This window comes from Pseudomonas sp. NFPP24 (assembly GCF_900112095.1).
Classification (GTDB): domain Bacteria; phylum Pseudomonadota; class Gammaproteobacteria; order Pseudomonadales; family Pseudomonadaceae; genus Aquipseudomonas; species Aquipseudomonas extremorientalis.
In genome coordinates this window covers 348,980-365,637 of record NZ_FOKD01000005.1, presented here as the reverse complement: position 1 = coordinate 365,637, position 16,658 = coordinate 348,980, and the positions used below count along the sequence as shown (strand labels likewise).

The window sequence follows — 16,658 nt, the reverse complement described above, 5'->3', positions numbered from 1 at the left end:
TCTTCAAGGCTGCTTGCTGCCGAATGCCCGGGGCCTGGCCTGCTACCTCAGGCTGCCGGCCTCACCCGGAAGGCCAGGAACACCGGGCCGCCTGGAAACGTGCTGAGCTCCAGCTCATCCAGGGGGCTCAGCGTGCGTGTACGGCTTCCCGCATTACTGTAGAGCGTGTGGTCGCCCGATGCGACGATGTTGATCTTGCCTGCCGCCGCCTGGATCAACGTGGCCCTGAACCCTTCCGTCACATCATCACCCAGCGTCAGGGTCACGTCCGTGTTGCTCAGGACCAGAATCGACTTGCCTGAATCCGCCATGCTCAGGGCCCTGCTGCCGGTGATCGAGATATTGGTGTGTACATGGCCCCCGGCGTGATAACTGACCATCCTGGGGTCGGCGAAGACACGGGCGAAGGCCCCGACGTAGTTGACGCTGGCACGCATGTCATCGAACTGTTCCACGACGTAGGTGCCGATGCTGCCGGTATTCGCTGTGTCGGCGTCCATTGCCCATTTGCGTCCTACCATCAGCCCTATCTGGGTATTGGCGCCTACGCCCGCACGCACCTCTTCGAGAAACAGCGTGCCGATCTGGCCACCCCCATTCCCCTGGACGTAGGTCAGCCGTGCAATGGAGTGGCTGTCACCGGTGGGGCTGCCCCGGGAGGTATCGACCCGATAGTCGACACAATCCGCCGAGACGATGGTGTTCGTCGTGTTGGCGTCAGGCGCCCAGGTGAAATCCAGTGCTCGACCGGTCTTAGCCTGCTCGAATGAGGTGGTCGGCTGTGCGGTGGTGGTAGAACCTGCCTGCTTCAAATCTTCATTCATGATGCTCATCCTCAACTACGTTTCTGTATGTATGTACAGTAGTCTGGATTTTTTCTTTGTGCGGTTTTACCGACGAACTGCACGCAGGGAAGGGGGCGTGTAAAGTGACCGGCATTTCCCAGGCAAAGGTGACCCCCGGATGGCTCAATCGGCAAAACCGCGAGGCAAGAACCAGGACACGGGCTGGCGAGGCTCGGTCGATGTGTGGCTGGACGCCGCCTACGCGGCGTTGAAAGAGTCCGGCATCGACGCCGTGCGCGTGATGCCGCTGGCCAAGCAGCTGGGCTTGTCGCGTACCAGTTTCTATTGGTTTTTCGAGGACCGCGAGCAACTGCTCGCCGCCTTGCTGGCGCGCTGGCGCGACAAGAACACCGGCAACCTGGTGTTCCAGTGCGAGCGTTACGCCGAAAGCATTTCCGAGGCGATTCTGAACGTCTTTGAATGCTGGCTGAACCCGGAGCTGTTCGACTCGCAGTTCGAATTTGCCGTGCGCAGTTGGGCCATGCAGTCGGCAGAAGTCAGCGCGGAAATCGCCCTGGCCGATGACACCCGTATCAACGCCCTGACCGGCATGTTCCGGCGCTTTGGCTACGATGAGGAGGCTGCCGATGTGCGCGCGCGGACCATCTACCTGACGCAGATCGGCTACATCTCGATGAACACCAGCGAGGACGTGGTGGTGCGCTTCCGGCGCATTCCTCAGTACGTCAGCGTGTTCACCGGCAAGGCCTTGAAGCGGCGCGAACTGGACCGCTTCTTTGGGGCGTTTGGCTACGCCGAGACCGCACCGGGGGTGTTCGAGCCGCTTTAGAGATCCTTGACCAACCGCAGCGCGTCGTAGATCGCCGCATGGGTGTTGCGTGCGGCCACCGCATCGCCGATGCGGAACAGTTGGAAGCGGCCCTCGGGGTTGGTCACCAGGTGCTGCGCGTTGCCGGCGATCAAGTCGTGCTGCTCGACCGCGCCGCCGTTGCTGGAATGCCCCCGCAGGTCGAAGTACAGGTCATCCAGGGGCAGGGTGCCGTGGTTGACCACCACCTGGTCCACCACCCGCTGCTTGTGCACCGCGCCGTAGTCACTGCCGAAAGTGACCAGCAGCCGACCGTCGCGTTTCTCCACCGTTTCGACCCGATAGGTCACGGTAAAGGTCACGTCCAGGTCCTGCAGGCTGCGCATGTAGGGCACCAGGTTCATGGCCATGACTTCCGGCGCGAACGAGCGGTCCGGCGTGACGATTTCCACGCTGGCACCACTTTGCGCAATCACCTCGGCCGCTTGCAGGGCGGCGTGGTCTCCGGCGTCGTCGAAGATCAGCACATGGCGCCCCGGCTTGACGTCGCCGGAAATGATGTCCCAGGTCGACACCACCAGCTCATTGCCCTGGGCCAGCACCTCGGTATGCGGCAGGCCGCCGGTCGCCACGATCACCACATCCGGCTCCAGCGCCAGCACGGCCTCGGCCTCGGCCCAAGTGTTGAAGTTGAACTTGACACCCAGGCGTTCGCACTGGCTCATGCGCCAGTCGATGATGCCGATCATTTCGCGGCGCCGCTCGCTCAGGGCGGTCAGGCGGATCTGCCCACCGGGCCGGCCCGCCGCTTCCAGCACCGTCACATCATGCCCGCGCTCACCGGCGACCCGCGCCGCTTCCAGCCCGGCAGGTCCCGTGCCGACAATCAGCACTTTGCGCGGCACCGCTGCCTTGGGAATGTCATGGGGCATGCTGGTTTCGCGACCGGTGGCGGGGTTGTGGATGCAGTACGCCGCACCGCCCTGGTAGATGCGGTCCAGGCAGTAATTGGCGCCGACGCAGGGCCGAATGTCTTCTTCACGCCGCTCGATGATCTTGCGCACGATATGCGGGTCGGTCATATGTGCGCGGGTCATGCCGACCATGTCCACCTTGCCTGATGCGATGGCGTAGCGCGCCGTGGCGACATCGGGGATTTTTGCCGCATGGAAGGTGGGGAACCCGGTAGACGCACGGATCTCACCGGCAAACTCCAGGTGCGGCGAGTTGCGCATGCCCTGGATCGGGATCACATCGGTGAGGCCCGCATCCGTATCGATATGCCCGCGCACCACGTTGAGGAAGTCCACCAGGCCGCTGTCCTTGAGCAGGTGCGACACCTGCAAACCTTCGCTGGCATTGAACCCGCCCGGCAGCGCCTCGTCGCCGGTGTAGCGCACGCCCAGCAGGAAGTCTTCACCGACCCGCTGGCGAATGCCGCGCAGGACATCGAAGGTAAAGCGCATGCGGTTTTCCAGCGGGCCGCCGTACGGGCCATCCAACGCGTTGGTGAGCGGCGACCAGAATTGGTCCATCAAATGCCCGTAGGCTTGCAGCTCCAGGCCATCCAGCCCGGCGGCCTGCATGCGCTCGGCCGCGTCGACGTAGTCTTTGATGATTCGCTCGATGTCCCAGTCTTCCAGCTTCTTCGGGAAGGAGCGGTGCGAGGCCTCGCGCCGGTGTGAAGGCGACACCACTGGCAGCCAGTCGGCCTTGTCCCAGCGTGTGCGACGGCCCAGGTGCGTCAACTGGATCATCACCGCCGCGCCATGTTCGTGGCACTCGTCGGTCAAATCCTTCAGCCAGCCGACCACTTCATCCTTGTACGCCAGCACATTGTTGAACACCGGCGGGCTGTCCCGCGACACCGCGGCGGAGCCTGCGGTCATGGTCAAGGCCACACCAGCCTTGGCGCGTTCGACGTGGTAGGCGCGGTACAGCGCCTGCGGCATGCCGTCCACCGGGTAGGCCGGTTCGTGGGCCGTGGTCATGATCCGATTGCGCAGGGTCAGGTGCTTGATCTTATAGGGCTGCAGCAGGGGATCGCTGGACATTCGAGTGTGCTCCGTCGTGGGCATCATCAGGCTTGGCGATTTGAAATTAGGATAAATGTACATATACGTCAACAAATCTCGACATGCATGTACATTTTAATTTCGACCTGCTGATGTTCTCCAAATGATGCAGGCGCGCGGGAGCACGGTGGACAACACGCGGTTTGAGGGAATGTTCAGGTTGTAGTGAGCGGGCTTGTGGTGCTGAGTGGACGTGCTGTGGTGAGCAGGCTCAGCAGCAGCGACCACGGGCTGTATTCAATAAATCGCGCACGGCATCGGTGCGCAACAGCAGGGTCATCTGCGCCTCGTCGATCACGATTTCCGCGATGATCAACGCGCAGATCAGCGGCGCGGTCACGAACCAATGGCACCAGCATTGAGTCGCCAGCGACACGGCTACGCCGATAATCCACAGCGCCAATACCCATTTGGGCGCGCGCTGTTGCAACGGCACCCAGTAACGCTGCAGCCGTTTCAGCCGGGCAGTGTGCAGTTTCAACGACTCTTCAAGGGGTGATAAGGACGAATTCATTTCTCACGCTCGCTGAGCTATCCGGGCGTGACTGGGAAAGGGGTTGCCCAGCCACGACAAGTTGATGCATTCAACTTCGATCCAGTGCCCGTTTCCGGGCAGTGCTGCACAGCTTTTGAATGCAACGCACGTACCCTCGGCGTCCAATAAGACAAAGCATCGATAGCGCCGGGTTGTTCTGAACATCATGGAAAAGATGCGCATGGTGGGGCCTGGGTTACTCAAAGATTCCAACTGAGTTCAAACAGCGTTCCGCCGTTTTCCATTTTCCGGCACGTCACCGCACCGCCGTGGGCGAGGGCAATCGCGCGCACCACCGCCAGGCCCAGGCCGCTGCCGCCCTGGGCGCGGGAACGTGAGTTTTCGCCGCGCTGGAAGGCATCGAACAGGTGCGTGGCCAGGTTCTCATCGATGCCGGGGCCGTCGTCGCGTACCCTCAGGTAATGCATGCCATCGCGGGTGCTCAGGTGCACGTTGACGTTGCCGGGCGTGGCGTGCCGACGCACGTTGTCGAGCAGGGCCAGCAGGGCCTGGCGTATCCGGGCGGGGTCGCAGCGCAGGGTCCGGCGTTGCAGGTCCAGTTGCAGGGTAAAACCGGCGGCGACCAGGCTCGGTTCGAACAGCCGCACATCCTCTTCAATGCCGGCGGCCAGGTCGGCGTCCTGCACATTGAGTTCGAGGTAGCCGCTGTCGCCCAGGCCGACTACCCGCAGGTCCTCGATCATCCGCGCCAGCCCTTCGACCTGACCGAGCAGGCTGTAGAACTGCGCCGTGTCCGGTTCGAATACACCCTCGGCCAAGCCTTGCAGGCGGCCGCGCAGGATGGTCAGCGGCGTGCGCAGTTCATGGGCAATCGCCGCATTCCAGAATGCCTGCTCCTGTGCCATGCGCTTCAAGCGCTGGGCCATGCTGTTGAAATCATCCACCAGGATCGCCGCTTCGCCGATGGACTGGTCACCGGCGACGGCTTGCACATCGAGGTCGCCATCCGCCAGTTTGCGCAGGTTCTCGGCCACCGAGTTCAGCGGCATCAGGATCCGCCGCGACAGCCGCGTGGCCACGAAGGCACCCACCGCCAGGCTGACGCAGGTGGTCAAGGCCATCCACGCCCACTCGACATTGGCCGGCAGCCAGGCATCGGCCTGCTCGTCCGAGAGCGGCCAATAGGTCCATAACAGCGCATAAAACACGTAGGAGCCGATCACGGCCAGGGCGATCACGCAGAGCACCACCGCCGACATGGCGGCAATGATCTGGCGGCTCAAGCCATTGAGCTTCTTCACACGCCACTCCCGAACCGATAGCCCACGCCGCGAATGCTCGCCGGCACGCCTTGCAGCCCCAGGTCTTCGATCTTGCGGCGCAACTTGCTGATATGGCTGTCGACCGTGCGCTCCAGGCTGTCGCTTTCCGGTGAGCACAGCGCCAGCAATTCCGCGCGGCTGAACACGCGTTTCGGTGCCCGGGCCAATTGCGCGAGCAGTTTGAATTCGGTGACGGTCAGTAGCAGCGGCAGGACCTTGCCCTCGATATTCACCGTGACCTGATGGCTTTCGATGTCGATTTCAAAACCATCGACCCGCAACACATTGGCGCCGGCGGCATATTTGTAGGCGATGGAGCGTCGCAGCACGGCCTGGGTACGCGCCACCACCTCGGCCGGGTTGAATGGCTTGACGATATAGTCGTCGGCACCGATGCGCAGGCCCATCAGCTTGTCCATGTCCTGGTCCTGGGCGGTCAGCATGATCACCGGCGTATTGCCGCGATGACGCACCTCGGCCAGGACCTTCCAGCCATCGACCTGGGGCATCAGTACATCCAGCAGCATCAGATCGGGCTTGAGGGCCTGGTGCAATTCCAGGGCGCGCCGGCCGTCGAGGGCGTGGGCGGTACGAAAGCCGCTGCGCTTGAGATAGGCAATCAGGATGTCGGCGATCTCGGGCTCGTCTTCGGCGATCAGGATCAGCGCCTGGGTGTCTCGGACGCTGTTCGGAAGGGGCGAGGATGCAACGGGAAAATCGTTCATAGTCTGCTCGGTGAATAAGCCTTGTCGTGTTTGCCGCTCCCTGGCCACGCTTGCAAGTGTTGATCATAGCTTCTGGGTGAGGGCGCCCAACATCTGGTTGGCGGTGGAAATCACTTTGGAGTTCATTTCATAGGCCCGTTGTGTGGTGATCATGTTGACCATCTCTTCAACGGTGCTCACGTTGGAGGTCTCCAGAGACCGTTGCAGTGTGGTGCCAAACCCGTTGAGCCCCGGCGGGCCGACCTGGGGCGCGCCGCTGGAGGCGGTTTCCAGGAACAGGTTGTTGCCGATTGCCTGCAAGCCGGCGGGGTTGATGAAGTCGGCGGTTTGCAGGTTGCCGATCACTTGCGCAGCAGGGTTGCCGGCCACGGTGATCGACACCGTGCCATCCTGGCCCACGGTAAAGGTCTTGGCGTTATCCGGCACCACGATGGCCGGTTCCAGTGCAAAGCCGCTGGCCGTCACCACCTGGCCATTGGCATTCAGGTGAAAGGTGCCGTCGCGGGTATAGCCGGTGGTGCCGTCCGGCTGCAACACCTGGAAAAAACCGCGCCCGTTCACCGCCAGGTCCAGCGGTTGCCCGGTGGTTTGCAGGCTGCCGGCGCTGAAGTTTTTCTGGGTGCCGACGATCTGTACGCCGGTGCCCAGTTGCAACCCCGACGGCAACGCACTGTCCTGTGTCGACTGCGCGCCCGGCTGGCGCTTGATCTGGTAGAGCAAGTCCTGGAACTCGGCGCGATCACGTTTGAAACCGGTGGTCGAGACGTTCGCCAGGTTGTTGGAAATTGTCGTCAGCTGCGTGTCCTGCGCCGACAAGCCGGTTTTTGCGACGTACAGGGCTGGAATCATGCCGTTCTCCGTGTGAACCCGGTCGACCGGGCACTCTGATGAAAGCCATTGTGCGCAACGAACGTGCGCATTCAGGGGAGGTTTTGTGGAGGAATGATGGAGAGCGGCATTTTTTGTTGGCCCTGATCACTTCAATCCGGGTTCGATCAGGCCGGCTACGCCACGTCCGATGACTTCCGGGTAGCTGTGTTCGGCATCCAGGGTTAGCACCACCACCGTCAACCGGTCGTCGAGGTAGCGCGAGATGGACGAGGTAAAGCCTTGCCAGGAGCCGCCGTGCTCGATCACGGGGTGGCCGTTGACTGTGCGGATTTCCCAGCCGAACCCGTAGCCTTGCGCCCGCTGTTTGCCGGCGTAGGGGTAGGGCGTCCACATCCGTTGCAGCGAGGCTTGTGTCAGCAGGGTTTCATCGTAGAGGGCGCGGTCCCAGCGCTCCAGGTCGCGGACGCTGAAATAGAGCGTGCCGTCGGCCGTGGCATTGAAGGTCGGCGACACCCATTCCTGGTTCCTCAGCTCACCGTCGACCCTTTCGTAGCCCGACGCCCGGTTGGGCACAATCGCGAGGTCCGAGATGACCCGTGTCGAGCGCATGCCCAGCGGTGTGAAGATACGCTGCTGGAGAAACTCGCCATAAGGTATCCCGCTGACACGCTGGATCAGGATGCCGAGCAGCACGAAATTGGTGTTTTCGTAGGCCCAGTTCTGCCCGGCCTTGAAGTCCAGCGGCAGCTTGGCAATCGCCTTGGCCAGCTGCGCTTCGGTGAAGTCGCGGCGTATATCCAATGGGCCACCAGGCTTTTGCAGCGCTGGCGTGTCGTAGGCCGACAAGCCAGACGTGTGGGACAACAGATGGGCGACCGTGATCGGCGCCCAACTTGCCGGCGCCTCGGGGAAGTACTGGCGGATGCTGTCGTCCAGGCCGACCTTGCCTTGCTCCACCAGCATCATGACGGCCGTTGCGGTAAAGGATTTACCCACCGAGCCGGACTGCAACACGCTGTCGGCGCTCATGGGCACGTCGAGTTCCACATTCGCCAGGCCATAGCCCTTGGCGAGCACGGCCTGGCCGTTTCGGAAGATACCGAGGGCCAGGCCCGGCAACTGCTGACGGGTTATTTCTGCGTTGACATAGCGGTCGATGGCCGAGCGTTGTTCGTCCGTGAGCGGGGTGGCTATCGCCAGGGGCGCGGACATCAGCAGGACACTCGCCGCAAGGGTTCGGAACATGGGCACCTCTGAAGCGTTTTTGCGGTTTCAGGAGGTGCCAGTGTGCGCGAGGGGGGTGGATGTTTGTGGGAGGTTCGATGGAGGCGGCGTGGAGCTGATGAGGCCAGCACTCACAGGGGTTGGATGAATTTCACATACACCCGCTCAGGGTCGTGATCGTCAAGGTTTTCGATGTGCCCGCTCGGCACGAACCCGGCCTTTGCAAACAGCGCCTGGGCGGCGGTGTTCGACGCATTGGTTGAAGTAAACAGCTTGGGCGTCTTGCACGCTGCTTGTGCCGCCGTCAGCAACCGCAGCGCAACGCCTTGGCGCTGATAAACCGGTGACACAACCACCAGCGACACGAAGCCATGATCGAAAAAATCATGGGCCAGCACCAGGTATCCCACACACCGGCCAGCGCTATCGACGGCGACGAGGCAGTGTTGGCGAACCACCGCATCATGGATGAATACGCGGCGGTGGGTATGGGCCGTGGCGTACGCATCCAGTTCGATCAGGGCGTGCACGTCGTCGGGCGTGGCCTGGCGGATGTTTATCGAGCGTGTAGGCAAGTGATTACCTCAGCGGAGTGGGTTTAGCCTTTGGTTTGGTCGGTTTTGGTGTGACTAATACTCGATTCAACTCTCCGGCGAGCGCGATCAGCTGCTGTTCCAGCGCTTCGACTTCGCAAAGGCTGATTCCCTCCTTGATGACTTGCAGGGTTTTGGCTTTTCTCGTCAGTGCGGATCCGAGGTTATGCGCGTCTTGGGAAACCAACACTTGGCGCAGTAGGTTGTTGATCACGGTTTGATAACCGGTACCTGCATTTTCCGCTCGCTCGCGGGCGGCTGCAATCACCGCATCATCCAGCATGATAGTGATTCGGGTTTTGCCTTTGTTGCTGGCGACTGCACCGCGCTTGCCGGAGCTGAAGTCGTATTCGTCTTTCATGGTTCAAGCCTCCAAGTACTGGCGCCGTTCATTTTTGGATGCGCGCCTGGCACTGATAATCCGTACAAAATTTGGATCGCGGTAGGTGTAGGCCACTACCAATACGCGTCCCTTTGCGTCCGTACCCATGATTATCCAACGCTCTTCGTCGTGATCATTGTCTTGTATGGTTAGAGCGGTCTCGTCGTAAAACACCGGTTCTGCATCGGCAAGGCTCACGCCCTTGTGCTTTTGCTGATTAGTGATGCTTTTTGCTTTGTCGTATTGAATCCTGAAAGTTCTCATTATGCATATTTTATATGTATATAAAAGCAATTGGACAAAGCGACAGTCAGGGCATTGGTTCAGCGTCTGCGGGTCCCGATTCGGGTACGCACATCCCTACCTATCAGTGAGGGATCGATTTTGAGGAGGGTGCCCGCGTATGTCCGTGCGTAACCGGTGATCCGTTAAGTAGTCAGATTCCGATTCCATAGCCAGATAAGGTCTTATGTCGATATCAGACCAACCCCCGCCGTTTCCAGGCTATTTTCGCGCCAGTCAGCCCGCGTAAGGTGACCCATCATTCAAAAATGACGATCGCCTGACCCTCCAGTCAGTCCTCACGCCGGTCACCGAGAACAACAAAAACAATGAATAGCCTCAATTCCAACGACTCGAACGGCCAGTTGGCGCAAGGCTTCAAGCCGCGCCATGTCACCATGCTTTCCATTGCGGGGATTATCGGCGCGGGGTTGTTTGTCGGGTCCGGGCATGCGATTGCGGCGGCGGGGCCGGCGGTGCTGCTGGCCTATCTGTTTTCCGGCCTGCTGGTGGTGCTGGTCATGCGCATGCTGGGGGAGATGGCGGTGGCCAACCCGGACACCGGCTCATTCTCGACCTACGCCGACCAAGCCATCGGCCGCTGGGCCGGCTTTACCATCGGCTGGCTGTACTGGTGGTTCTGGGTGCTGGTGATCCCCATCGAGGCCCTGGCCGCCGGGCATATCCTCAACCAGTGGTTCCCGCAGATCGACGCTTGGCTGTTTGCCTTGTTGTCGATCTTTTTGTTGGTGGTCACCAACCTGTTCAGCGTGTCCAAGTACGGCGAGTTCGAGTTCTGGTTCGCCATGGCCAAGGTGATCGCGATCATCGGTTTTATCGGCGTGGGCTTTGCGGTGCTGATGGGCTGGGTGCCGGAACGCGAGGCCAGTGGGCTTGGCCAGTTGATGCAGGACCATGGCGGGTTTGCGCCCAACGGGCTGTCGGCGGTGGTCGGCGCCTTTATCACCATCATGTTCAGTTTTATCGGCACGGAGGCCGTCACCATTGCGGCGGCCGAGTCCAGCAACCCGGCGCAGAACATCGCCCGGGCCACGCGCTCGGTGATGTGGCGCATCGGGGTGTTCTACCTGCTGTCGATCTTCGTGGTGATCTCCGTGGTGCCATGGGATGACCCGTTGCTGGCCTCGGTCGGCTCTTATCAGCGTGCACTGGAATTGATGAACATTCCCCACGCCAAGCTGCTGGTGGATGGGGTGGTACTGATCGCCGTGGCCAGTTGCATGAACTCTTCGATCTACATTGCCTCGCGCATGCTGTTTTCCCTCGGCAAGCGTGGAGATGCACCCGCACTGATGAAAAAGACCTCGGCGGCGAGTGTGCCGAGGGCGGCGGTGATCGCCAGCACCATCCTGGGCGCGGGCGTGACCCTGCTCAGCTACTTCATGCCGGCCGGGCTGTTCCAGTTCCTGCTGGCCAGTTCGGGGGCCATCGCCTTGCTGGTGTACCTGGTGATCGCGGTTTCGCAGTTGCGCATGCGCAAGACCCTGCGCCAGCTCAAGGTCACGCTGAGCTTCCAGATGTGGCTGTTTCCGTGGCTGACCTGGCTGGTCATCGCGTTCATCTGCGCGGCCTTGATGGTGATGCTGGTCACGCCTGAACACCGTTTCGAAGTCTCTTCGACCCTCGTCCTGGCCCTGATGATTTCCTTGATCGGCTTGCTCACCGCCCGGCACCCGGAACCCACGCAAAAACCGGTGGCCGCAGTTTCGCAATCATGAGTGGCCGCCCGGTCGGCAGTATTGTTTTCCTGCTGCTGGACCAGTTCACCCTGATGTCGCTGGCGGCAGCGGTCGAGCCGTTGCGCATGGCCAACCAGTTGTCGGGCCAGGAGCTTTACAAGTGGCACACGGCAAGCCCGGACGGCAACCCGGTGTGGGCCAGCGACGGTGTGCCGATCACGCCCGACGGTTCGATCCTCAGCGTGCCGCCCGCCGACATTGTGATGGTGTGCGGCGGCATCGGCATCCAGGGCACCGTGACCGGCGAACTGGTCAAGTGGCTGCGCAGCCAGGCGCGTTATGCCAAGCGACTGGGTGGGATTTGCACCGGCAGCGTTGTGTTGGCGCGGGCCGGCTTGCTCGACGGGTATGAATGCAGCGTGCATTGGGAATGGTTGGCGGCGATGCAGGAGGCGTTTCCACGGGTGACCGTCAGTTCCAGCCTGTTCACCCTCGACCGCGACCGGCTCACCAGTTCAGGCGGCACGGCGCCCCTGGAAATGATGCTGCACCTGATCGGCCGTGAGCACGGGCACGAATTGTCGGCGGCCATCTCGGACATGTTTGTCTACGAGCGCATCCGCAACGAGCAGGACCACCAGCGCGTACCGCTCAAGCACATGCTCGGCACCCAGCAGCCCAAGCTGCAGGAAGTCGTGGCATTGATGGAGGCCAACCTGGAAGAGCCGATCAACCTGGATGAACTGGCGGCGTATGTCGCGCTGTCGCGTCGCCAGCTTGAGCGCATGTTCCAGAAGTACCTGCACTGTTCGCCCTCGCGCTACTACCTGCGGCTGCGGCTGATCCGCGCGCGGCAGTTGCTCAAGCAGACACCCATTTCAATCGTCGAATTGGCCGTGCTCTGCGGCTTTGTGTCCACGCCGCATTTCTCCAAATGCTATCGCGAGTACTTCGGCGTGCCCCCCAGTGACGAGCGTTCCGTCACGGACAGCGAGCGGTCCATCATGCTCAAGCCAGCGTTGCACACATTGCCGGCGCCCGCACCAATGAATGTATTGGAGCAGGCGCGGGGCGAGGCAACATTTGCCAGTGTGAAAAACCTGAAGTCCTGAACTCAGCGCATATGCAAGATGATCGGACTGCTGCTCGCCGGGTCGGTATGCCCGCGCAACTTGCCCACCGCCTCCACATCCACCGCACCGCCGTTGTTACCCCAGGTGCCGCGCACGTAGCTGAGCACCTCGGCGATTTGCTGGTCGGTCAGTTGCTCGCGGAACGCCGGCATGCGATAGGCGTCCGGCACGCTGGCGGCTACCACGCGTTGCGAACCGTTGAGGGTGATGTTGATCGCCGAGGCGCTTTCCTTGGCCAGGGCCGAGGTGGCGCCGGCCAGGGGCGGCATCCAGTCGGGCTGGCCCTTGCCGTCGAGGCCATGGCAGGAGGCGCAGCGGGTGGCGTAGGTGTGGGCGCCGGGGGCGTCCGGGTTGGTGGCGGCCGCCTGATACTGCCAGGGAGTGCCGTCGCGCTGCGGATCGCCGGGCAGTGACTTGAGGTAGCGGGCGATGGCGGCCAGGTCGTCGTCCTGCATGAACTGCGTGGAGTTGTTGAACGCTTCGGTCATCGAGCCGTAGACCACCGCATGGGCATTGCGCCCGGTCTTGAGGAACTGCACGATCTGCGCCTCGTCCCAGCGGCCCAGCCCGGTGTTGGGGTCCTGGCGCAGGCTCGGTGCATACCAGCCGTCGAGCAGGGCACCGGCGAGGAACGGCGCACCGGATTCGTCCAGCGCCTTCTCGTTGAAGGCCAGCCCGCGTGGCGTGTGGCAACTGCCGCAGTGGCCGGGGCCTTGGACGATGTAGGCGCCGCGGTTCCACAGCGCGTCCTGGTTGGGTTTGGCTGCATAAGTTGCAGTGGGCGCGAACACGCCGTTCCACAGCGCGATGGGCCAGCGCATATTCAGCGGCCAGGGAATATCACTGGGGATATTCGCCTGGTTGGCCGGTTGCACGCTTTGCATGAAGAACGCGTACAGCGCTTTCACGTCATCGTCGCTGAGCTTGACGTAGGACGGGTAGGGCATCGCCGGGTACAACCGTCGACCACCCGGCGCCACGCCGTGGCGTACCGCACGGTCGAAGTCGGCCAGGCTGTAGCTGCCGATCCCGGTGGTTTTGTCCGGCGTGATGTTGGTGGCATGGATTGCCCCCAACGGCGTGGCCATTTCCAGGCCACCGGCGAACGGCGCCTTGCCCGGCAGACTGTGGCAGGCCACGCAGTCGCTGAGACGCGCGACATATTCGCCGCGGCTGACCAGGGCCGGCTCGAAGGTGGCGGTGGCCGGCGCTTGTGCAAACGGTGTGGCGGGCTCACGGGTGACGTACCAGGCCAGCAGGCCTGCCGCGACCAGGCAGGGCAGCGCCAGCCAGCCTGCGGTTCTTGCGAATCGACGGTTGTTCATGGGCATTTCCTGAAAGTCAGCTGAAGGTGTGTCGGCTCAAGGGCAGGCTGCGAACACGCTGGCCGGTCAATTGCGCCACCGCATTCGCCACGGCCGGTGCCACGGCAGGCAACGGCGGCTCGCCGATACCACCCATCTTTTCGCCACTCTCGACGACCCGCACATGCACCCGCGCCATCTGCGCCGGTGCCAGGATCGGATACAGGTCGTAGTTGCGCGCCCGTGGCTTGCCGTCCACGTACACCGCTTCTTCCAGCAAGGTCTGTGACAAGCCCAGCGCCACCGCGCCATTCACCTGAGCCTCGACAATCGCCGGGTTGACGATGCTGCCCGGGTCGATGGCCTGCCAGATATCGTGCACCCTGACCTTGCCATTCTCGATGGACACCTCGGCAATCGCCGCCGTGTGGGAACCGAACGGCGAGGCCATGGCCACGCCGCGTGCACGCCGGCTGCCGTCTTCGGCGGTAAAGGGGCCGCGCTTCCAGCCGCCGGACAGTTCAACCGCCGCTTGCAGCAAGGTGGTCAGCCGTGGGTTGTCGCGCAGCAGGTGCAGGCGCAGTTCATAGGGGTCGTGTTTGCCCTTGTCCGCCAGTTCGTCGAGGAACGACTCGTAGAAAAAGTCATTCAGCGAATTGCCCACCGAACGCCAGTAACCGAGCATGGGCGCGCCTTTGACGTAGATCTGTGCGATGCGTTTGTTGGGGATGGCGTAGGACTTGCCCGACAATCCTTCCAGTGCCGTAGGGTCGATCTTGTCGCCCTGTTTGCCGGCGAGGGCTTCGGTCGGGCCTTCGGTGGCGCTTACCGCTTCGATGGCCACCGGCAGGCCTTTGTCATCCAGTGCGGCGCGGAACTTGACCACGGCCACCGGGCGCAATACATCGCGCAGGAACTCTTCTTCTCGGCTCCAGATCAGCTTGACCGGACGACCCACCGCCTTGGCGAGCGCGATGGCCTGCGGGTAGGGGTTGGCTGAGTCATACAGGAAATGCCGGCCGAAAAAACCGCCGAGCAACGGTGAATGCAGGTTGATCTGCGCAGGGTCCAGGCCGGTGCGCTTGGCGATATCGGCGCGGAACATGTCCGGCGCCTGGTTGGGCAGCCAGATATCCAGGGTGCCATCCGGGTTGAAGCGGGCCAGGGCGGAGGGCGGCTCCAACTGGCCGTGGTTGAGGTACTGGTTGTGATACGTCGCTTCGACCTGGGTCTTGGCGCCTTTCAGCGCGGCGGCCACGTCGCCTTCGTTTTCGTCATCACGGGCCGGGCCCTGCTGGGCGGCGAGGAACTCGAAATGCTTGTCGCTGGAGAAGTCCGCCGGCATCACGCGCAGCGTCGAGCCGGCCGCCGCTTCCTGCCAGTCGACCTGGACCGCTTCCACCGCACGCTTGGCGTGCCACCAGCGTTCAGCCACCACCGCCACCGCGCCCGGCAGCACGTGTACCGAATGCACGCCCTTCATGCCTTCGACCTGCGCCTGGTTGCGCAGGCTGCCCACAGTCATGCCCAGGCGTGGCGCATGCTGGACGGCGGCGTGGAGCATGTTGTCGACTTTCAGGTCGATGCTGTAGAGCGCCTTGCCGGTGGATTTGTCGTAGGCGTCCAGGCGCTTGACCGGCTTGCCGATCCAGCGGAACTGGCTCGGGTCGCGCAGGGTAATGCTGGCAGGATCGGGCACTGGCATGTCGAGGGCGCTGCTGGCCAGTTCGCCATACCCCAGCGAACGGCCGGATGCCGCGTGCACGACTCGGCCAGGTTGGGTGGTCAGTTCGCCCACCGGCACGCCCAATTGTTTGGCGCCGGCCTGCAACAACATGGCGCGGCCGAGGGCACCGAGACGGCGCATGGTCGGGTAGCTCATGCGCACCGACATGCTGCCGCCGGTGATGCGCATACCGTTTTCCATCACCACATAGGCTTCGCCAGGCGGGGCGGCCTCGACGATGAAGGTGGCGGGGTCGGCATCCAGCTCTTCGCCGACGATCTGCGCCATGGCGGTATGGGTGCCTTGCCCGCCTTCCATGAACGGGCTGAGCAGGCGCACCGTGCCGTCCGGGCGAATCTCCAGAAACGCTGGCACCTGGGTGCCGCGTTCAGCGGCAGTGGCGGCTTGTACCCGGCCCGAGCCCAATGGCAGGCCGAAACCGATGACCAGCGCACCTACGGCGGTACTCGCCAGAAAGCGGCGGCGTGACAGGTTGACCGGTGCGTCGAGCAGTTCGTCGAGGATGTTCATCACGCGCCCTCCTGCTTGGCCAGGGCGTCGACGGCCGCATGGATGGCGTTGTAGGTGCCGCAGCGGCACAGGTTGACCATGGCGGCGTCGATCTGCGCCTTGCTCGGCGCGGGGGTGTGCTTGAGCAGCGCCGTGGCCGCCATCACCTGCCCGGACTGGCAGTAGCCGCATTGCGCCACCTGTTGCTCGACCCAGGTCGCGACCACACGCTTGCCGACCTCGTCGTCTTCAATCGCCTCGATGGTGGTGATTTCACGCCCGACCACCCCGGCCACCGGCGTGACGCAGGAGCGCACCACATTGCCGTCCACCAGCACCGAACAGGCGCCGCACTGGGCCAGGCCGCAGCCGTACTTGGTGCCGGTCAGGCCCAGGTCATCGCGGATCACCCACAGCAATGGTGTGTCCGCGTCGGCATCGACCTGATAGGCCTTTTGGTTGATTCGTAATTCCATGGCTCACCTGCTGATCATCGGTAGGTGCGGCCTGTTTTAGATGTGAACGCAGTGGCCGCTTATTGTCGAACTCTAGACCAGCGCGCAAGGGCTATCTATCCGTTAATCGATAAGTCGGAGGATCAGGCAAGTATTCAAGAGAAATGAGCCAGTCTGGTGTTATCGAAGCGGCGATTGACCCAGGTCAATACAAGCTCGAATCGGGGGCCACGAATGGGCATGGCGAGCGTAGAGCGGTGTGTAGCGGTGATATCATGGCGCCACT

16 protein-coding genes are annotated in these 16,658 nt (G+C 62.5%); 3 read left to right on the top strand and 13 right to left on the bottom strand.

What is annotated here, in order from left to right; all coding sequences use genetic code 11:
- Positions 1-47: 47 nt before the first annotated feature.
- Complete coding sequence (locus tag BM026_RS13285) at positions 48-824, bottom strand: hypothetical protein (protein WP_170856089.1); 777 nt, start codon at positions 822-824, stop codon at positions 48-50.
- Between the two features lie 139 nt (positions 825-963).
- On the opposite strand from BM026_RS13285, the gene BM026_RS13280 reads away from it, so the two are divergent.
- Positions 964-1,635, top strand: a complete 672-nt coding sequence (locus BM026_RS13280) for a TetR/AcrR family transcriptional regulator (RefSeq protein WP_093127919.1) — start codon at positions 964-966, stop codon at positions 1,633-1,635.
- Here BM026_RS13280 and BM026_RS13275 read toward each other — a convergent pair.
- The 9 genes from BM026_RS13275 to BM026_RS13230 form a co-directional block, all read right to left on the bottom strand.
- On the bottom strand, positions 1,632-3,668 hold the full coding sequence (locus BM026_RS13275; RefSeq protein ID WP_093528929.1) for an NADH:flavin oxidoreductase: 2,037 nt from the start codon (positions 3,666-3,668) through the stop codon (positions 1,632-1,634). The genes BM026_RS13280 and BM026_RS13275 overlap by 4 nt on opposite strands.
- Before the next feature lie 232 nt (positions 3,669-3,900).
- Positions 3,901-4,203, bottom strand: coding sequence for a hypothetical protein (locus tag BM026_RS13270; protein WP_092246136.1), 303 nt, complete (start codon positions 4,201-4,203; stop codon positions 3,901-3,903).
- Between the two features lie 221 nt (positions 4,204-4,424).
- Positions 4,425-5,486, bottom strand: coding sequence for an ATP-binding protein (locus BM026_RS13260; protein ID WP_071491517.1), 1,062 nt, complete (start codon positions 5,484-5,486; stop codon positions 4,425-4,427).
- Complete coding sequence (locus BM026_RS13255) at positions 5,483-6,232, bottom strand: response regulator (RefSeq protein ID WP_092246127.1); 750 nt, start codon at positions 6,230-6,232, stop codon at positions 5,483-5,485. The genes BM026_RS13260 and BM026_RS13255 overlap by 4 nt, the downstream gene beginning before the upstream one ends.
- Positions 6,233-6,295: 63 nt before the next feature.
- Positions 6,296-7,081, bottom strand: coding sequence for a flagellar basal-body rod protein FlgG (gene flgG, locus BM026_RS13250; protein ID WP_093528926.1), 786 nt, complete (start codon positions 7,079-7,081; stop codon positions 6,296-6,298).
- A gap of 126 nt (positions 7,082-7,207) precedes the next feature.
- Positions 7,208-8,308, bottom strand: coding sequence for a serine hydrolase domain-containing protein (locus BM026_RS13245; protein WP_093528923.1), 1,101 nt, complete (start codon positions 8,306-8,308; stop codon positions 7,208-7,210).
- A gap of 110 nt (positions 8,309-8,418) precedes the next feature.
- On the bottom strand, positions 8,419-8,862 hold the full coding sequence (locus tag BM026_RS13240) for a GNAT family N-acetyltransferase (protein WP_093528920.1): 444 nt from the start codon (positions 8,860-8,862) through the stop codon (positions 8,419-8,421).
- 4 nt (positions 8,863-8,866) lie between these two features.
- On the bottom strand, positions 8,867-9,241 hold the full coding sequence (locus BM026_RS13235; RefSeq protein ID WP_058427066.1) for a BrnA antitoxin family protein: 375 nt from the start codon (positions 9,239-9,241) through the stop codon (positions 8,867-8,869).
- A 3-nt stretch (positions 9,242-9,244) separates the two neighbouring features.
- Positions 9,245-9,526, bottom strand: a complete 282-nt coding sequence (locus BM026_RS13230; protein ID WP_058427065.1) for a BrnT family toxin — start codon at positions 9,524-9,526, stop codon at positions 9,245-9,247.
- 347 nt (positions 9,527-9,873) lie between these two features.
- Here BM026_RS13230 and gabP point away from each other — a divergent pair, with 347 nt between their 5' ends.
- Both gabP and BM026_RS13220 read left to right on the top strand, forming a co-directional pair.
- Complete coding sequence (gabP, locus tag BM026_RS13225) at positions 9,874-11,283, top strand: GABA permease (protein ID WP_093528917.1); 1,410 nt, start codon at positions 9,874-9,876, stop codon at positions 11,281-11,283.
- The gene (locus BM026_RS13220; protein WP_093528914.1) at positions 11,280-12,356 is read left to right on the top strand and encodes a choline metabolism transcriptional regulator GbdR; all 1,077 of its coding nucleotides are present in this window, start codon (positions 11,280-11,282) and stop codon (positions 12,354-12,356) included. The genes gabP and BM026_RS13220 overlap by 4 nt, the downstream gene beginning before the upstream one ends.
- Before the next feature lie 2 nt (positions 12,357-12,358).
- Here the strand turns inward: BM026_RS13220 and BM026_RS13215 are convergent, their stop codons facing one another.
- From BM026_RS13215 to BM026_RS13205, 3 genes are read right to left on the bottom strand one after another with little or no spacing between them, the layout of a single operon-like run.
- The gene (locus BM026_RS13215) at positions 12,359-13,702 is read right to left on the bottom strand and encodes a c-type cytochrome (protein ID WP_093528911.1); all 1,344 of its coding nucleotides are present in this window, start codon (positions 13,700-13,702) and stop codon (positions 12,359-12,361) included.
- 16 nt (positions 13,703-13,718) lie between these two features.
- On the bottom strand, positions 13,719-15,938 hold the full coding sequence (locus BM026_RS13210; protein WP_093528908.1) for a xanthine dehydrogenase family protein molybdopterin-binding subunit: 2,220 nt from the start codon (positions 15,936-15,938) through the stop codon (positions 13,719-13,721).
- On the bottom strand, positions 15,938-16,393 hold the full coding sequence (locus BM026_RS13205) for a (2Fe-2S)-binding protein (protein ID WP_058427060.1): 456 nt from the start codon (positions 16,391-16,393) through the stop codon (positions 15,938-15,940). The genes BM026_RS13210 and BM026_RS13205 overlap by 1 nt, the downstream gene beginning before the upstream one ends.
- Between the last annotated feature and the right edge of the window lie 265 nt (positions 16,394-16,658).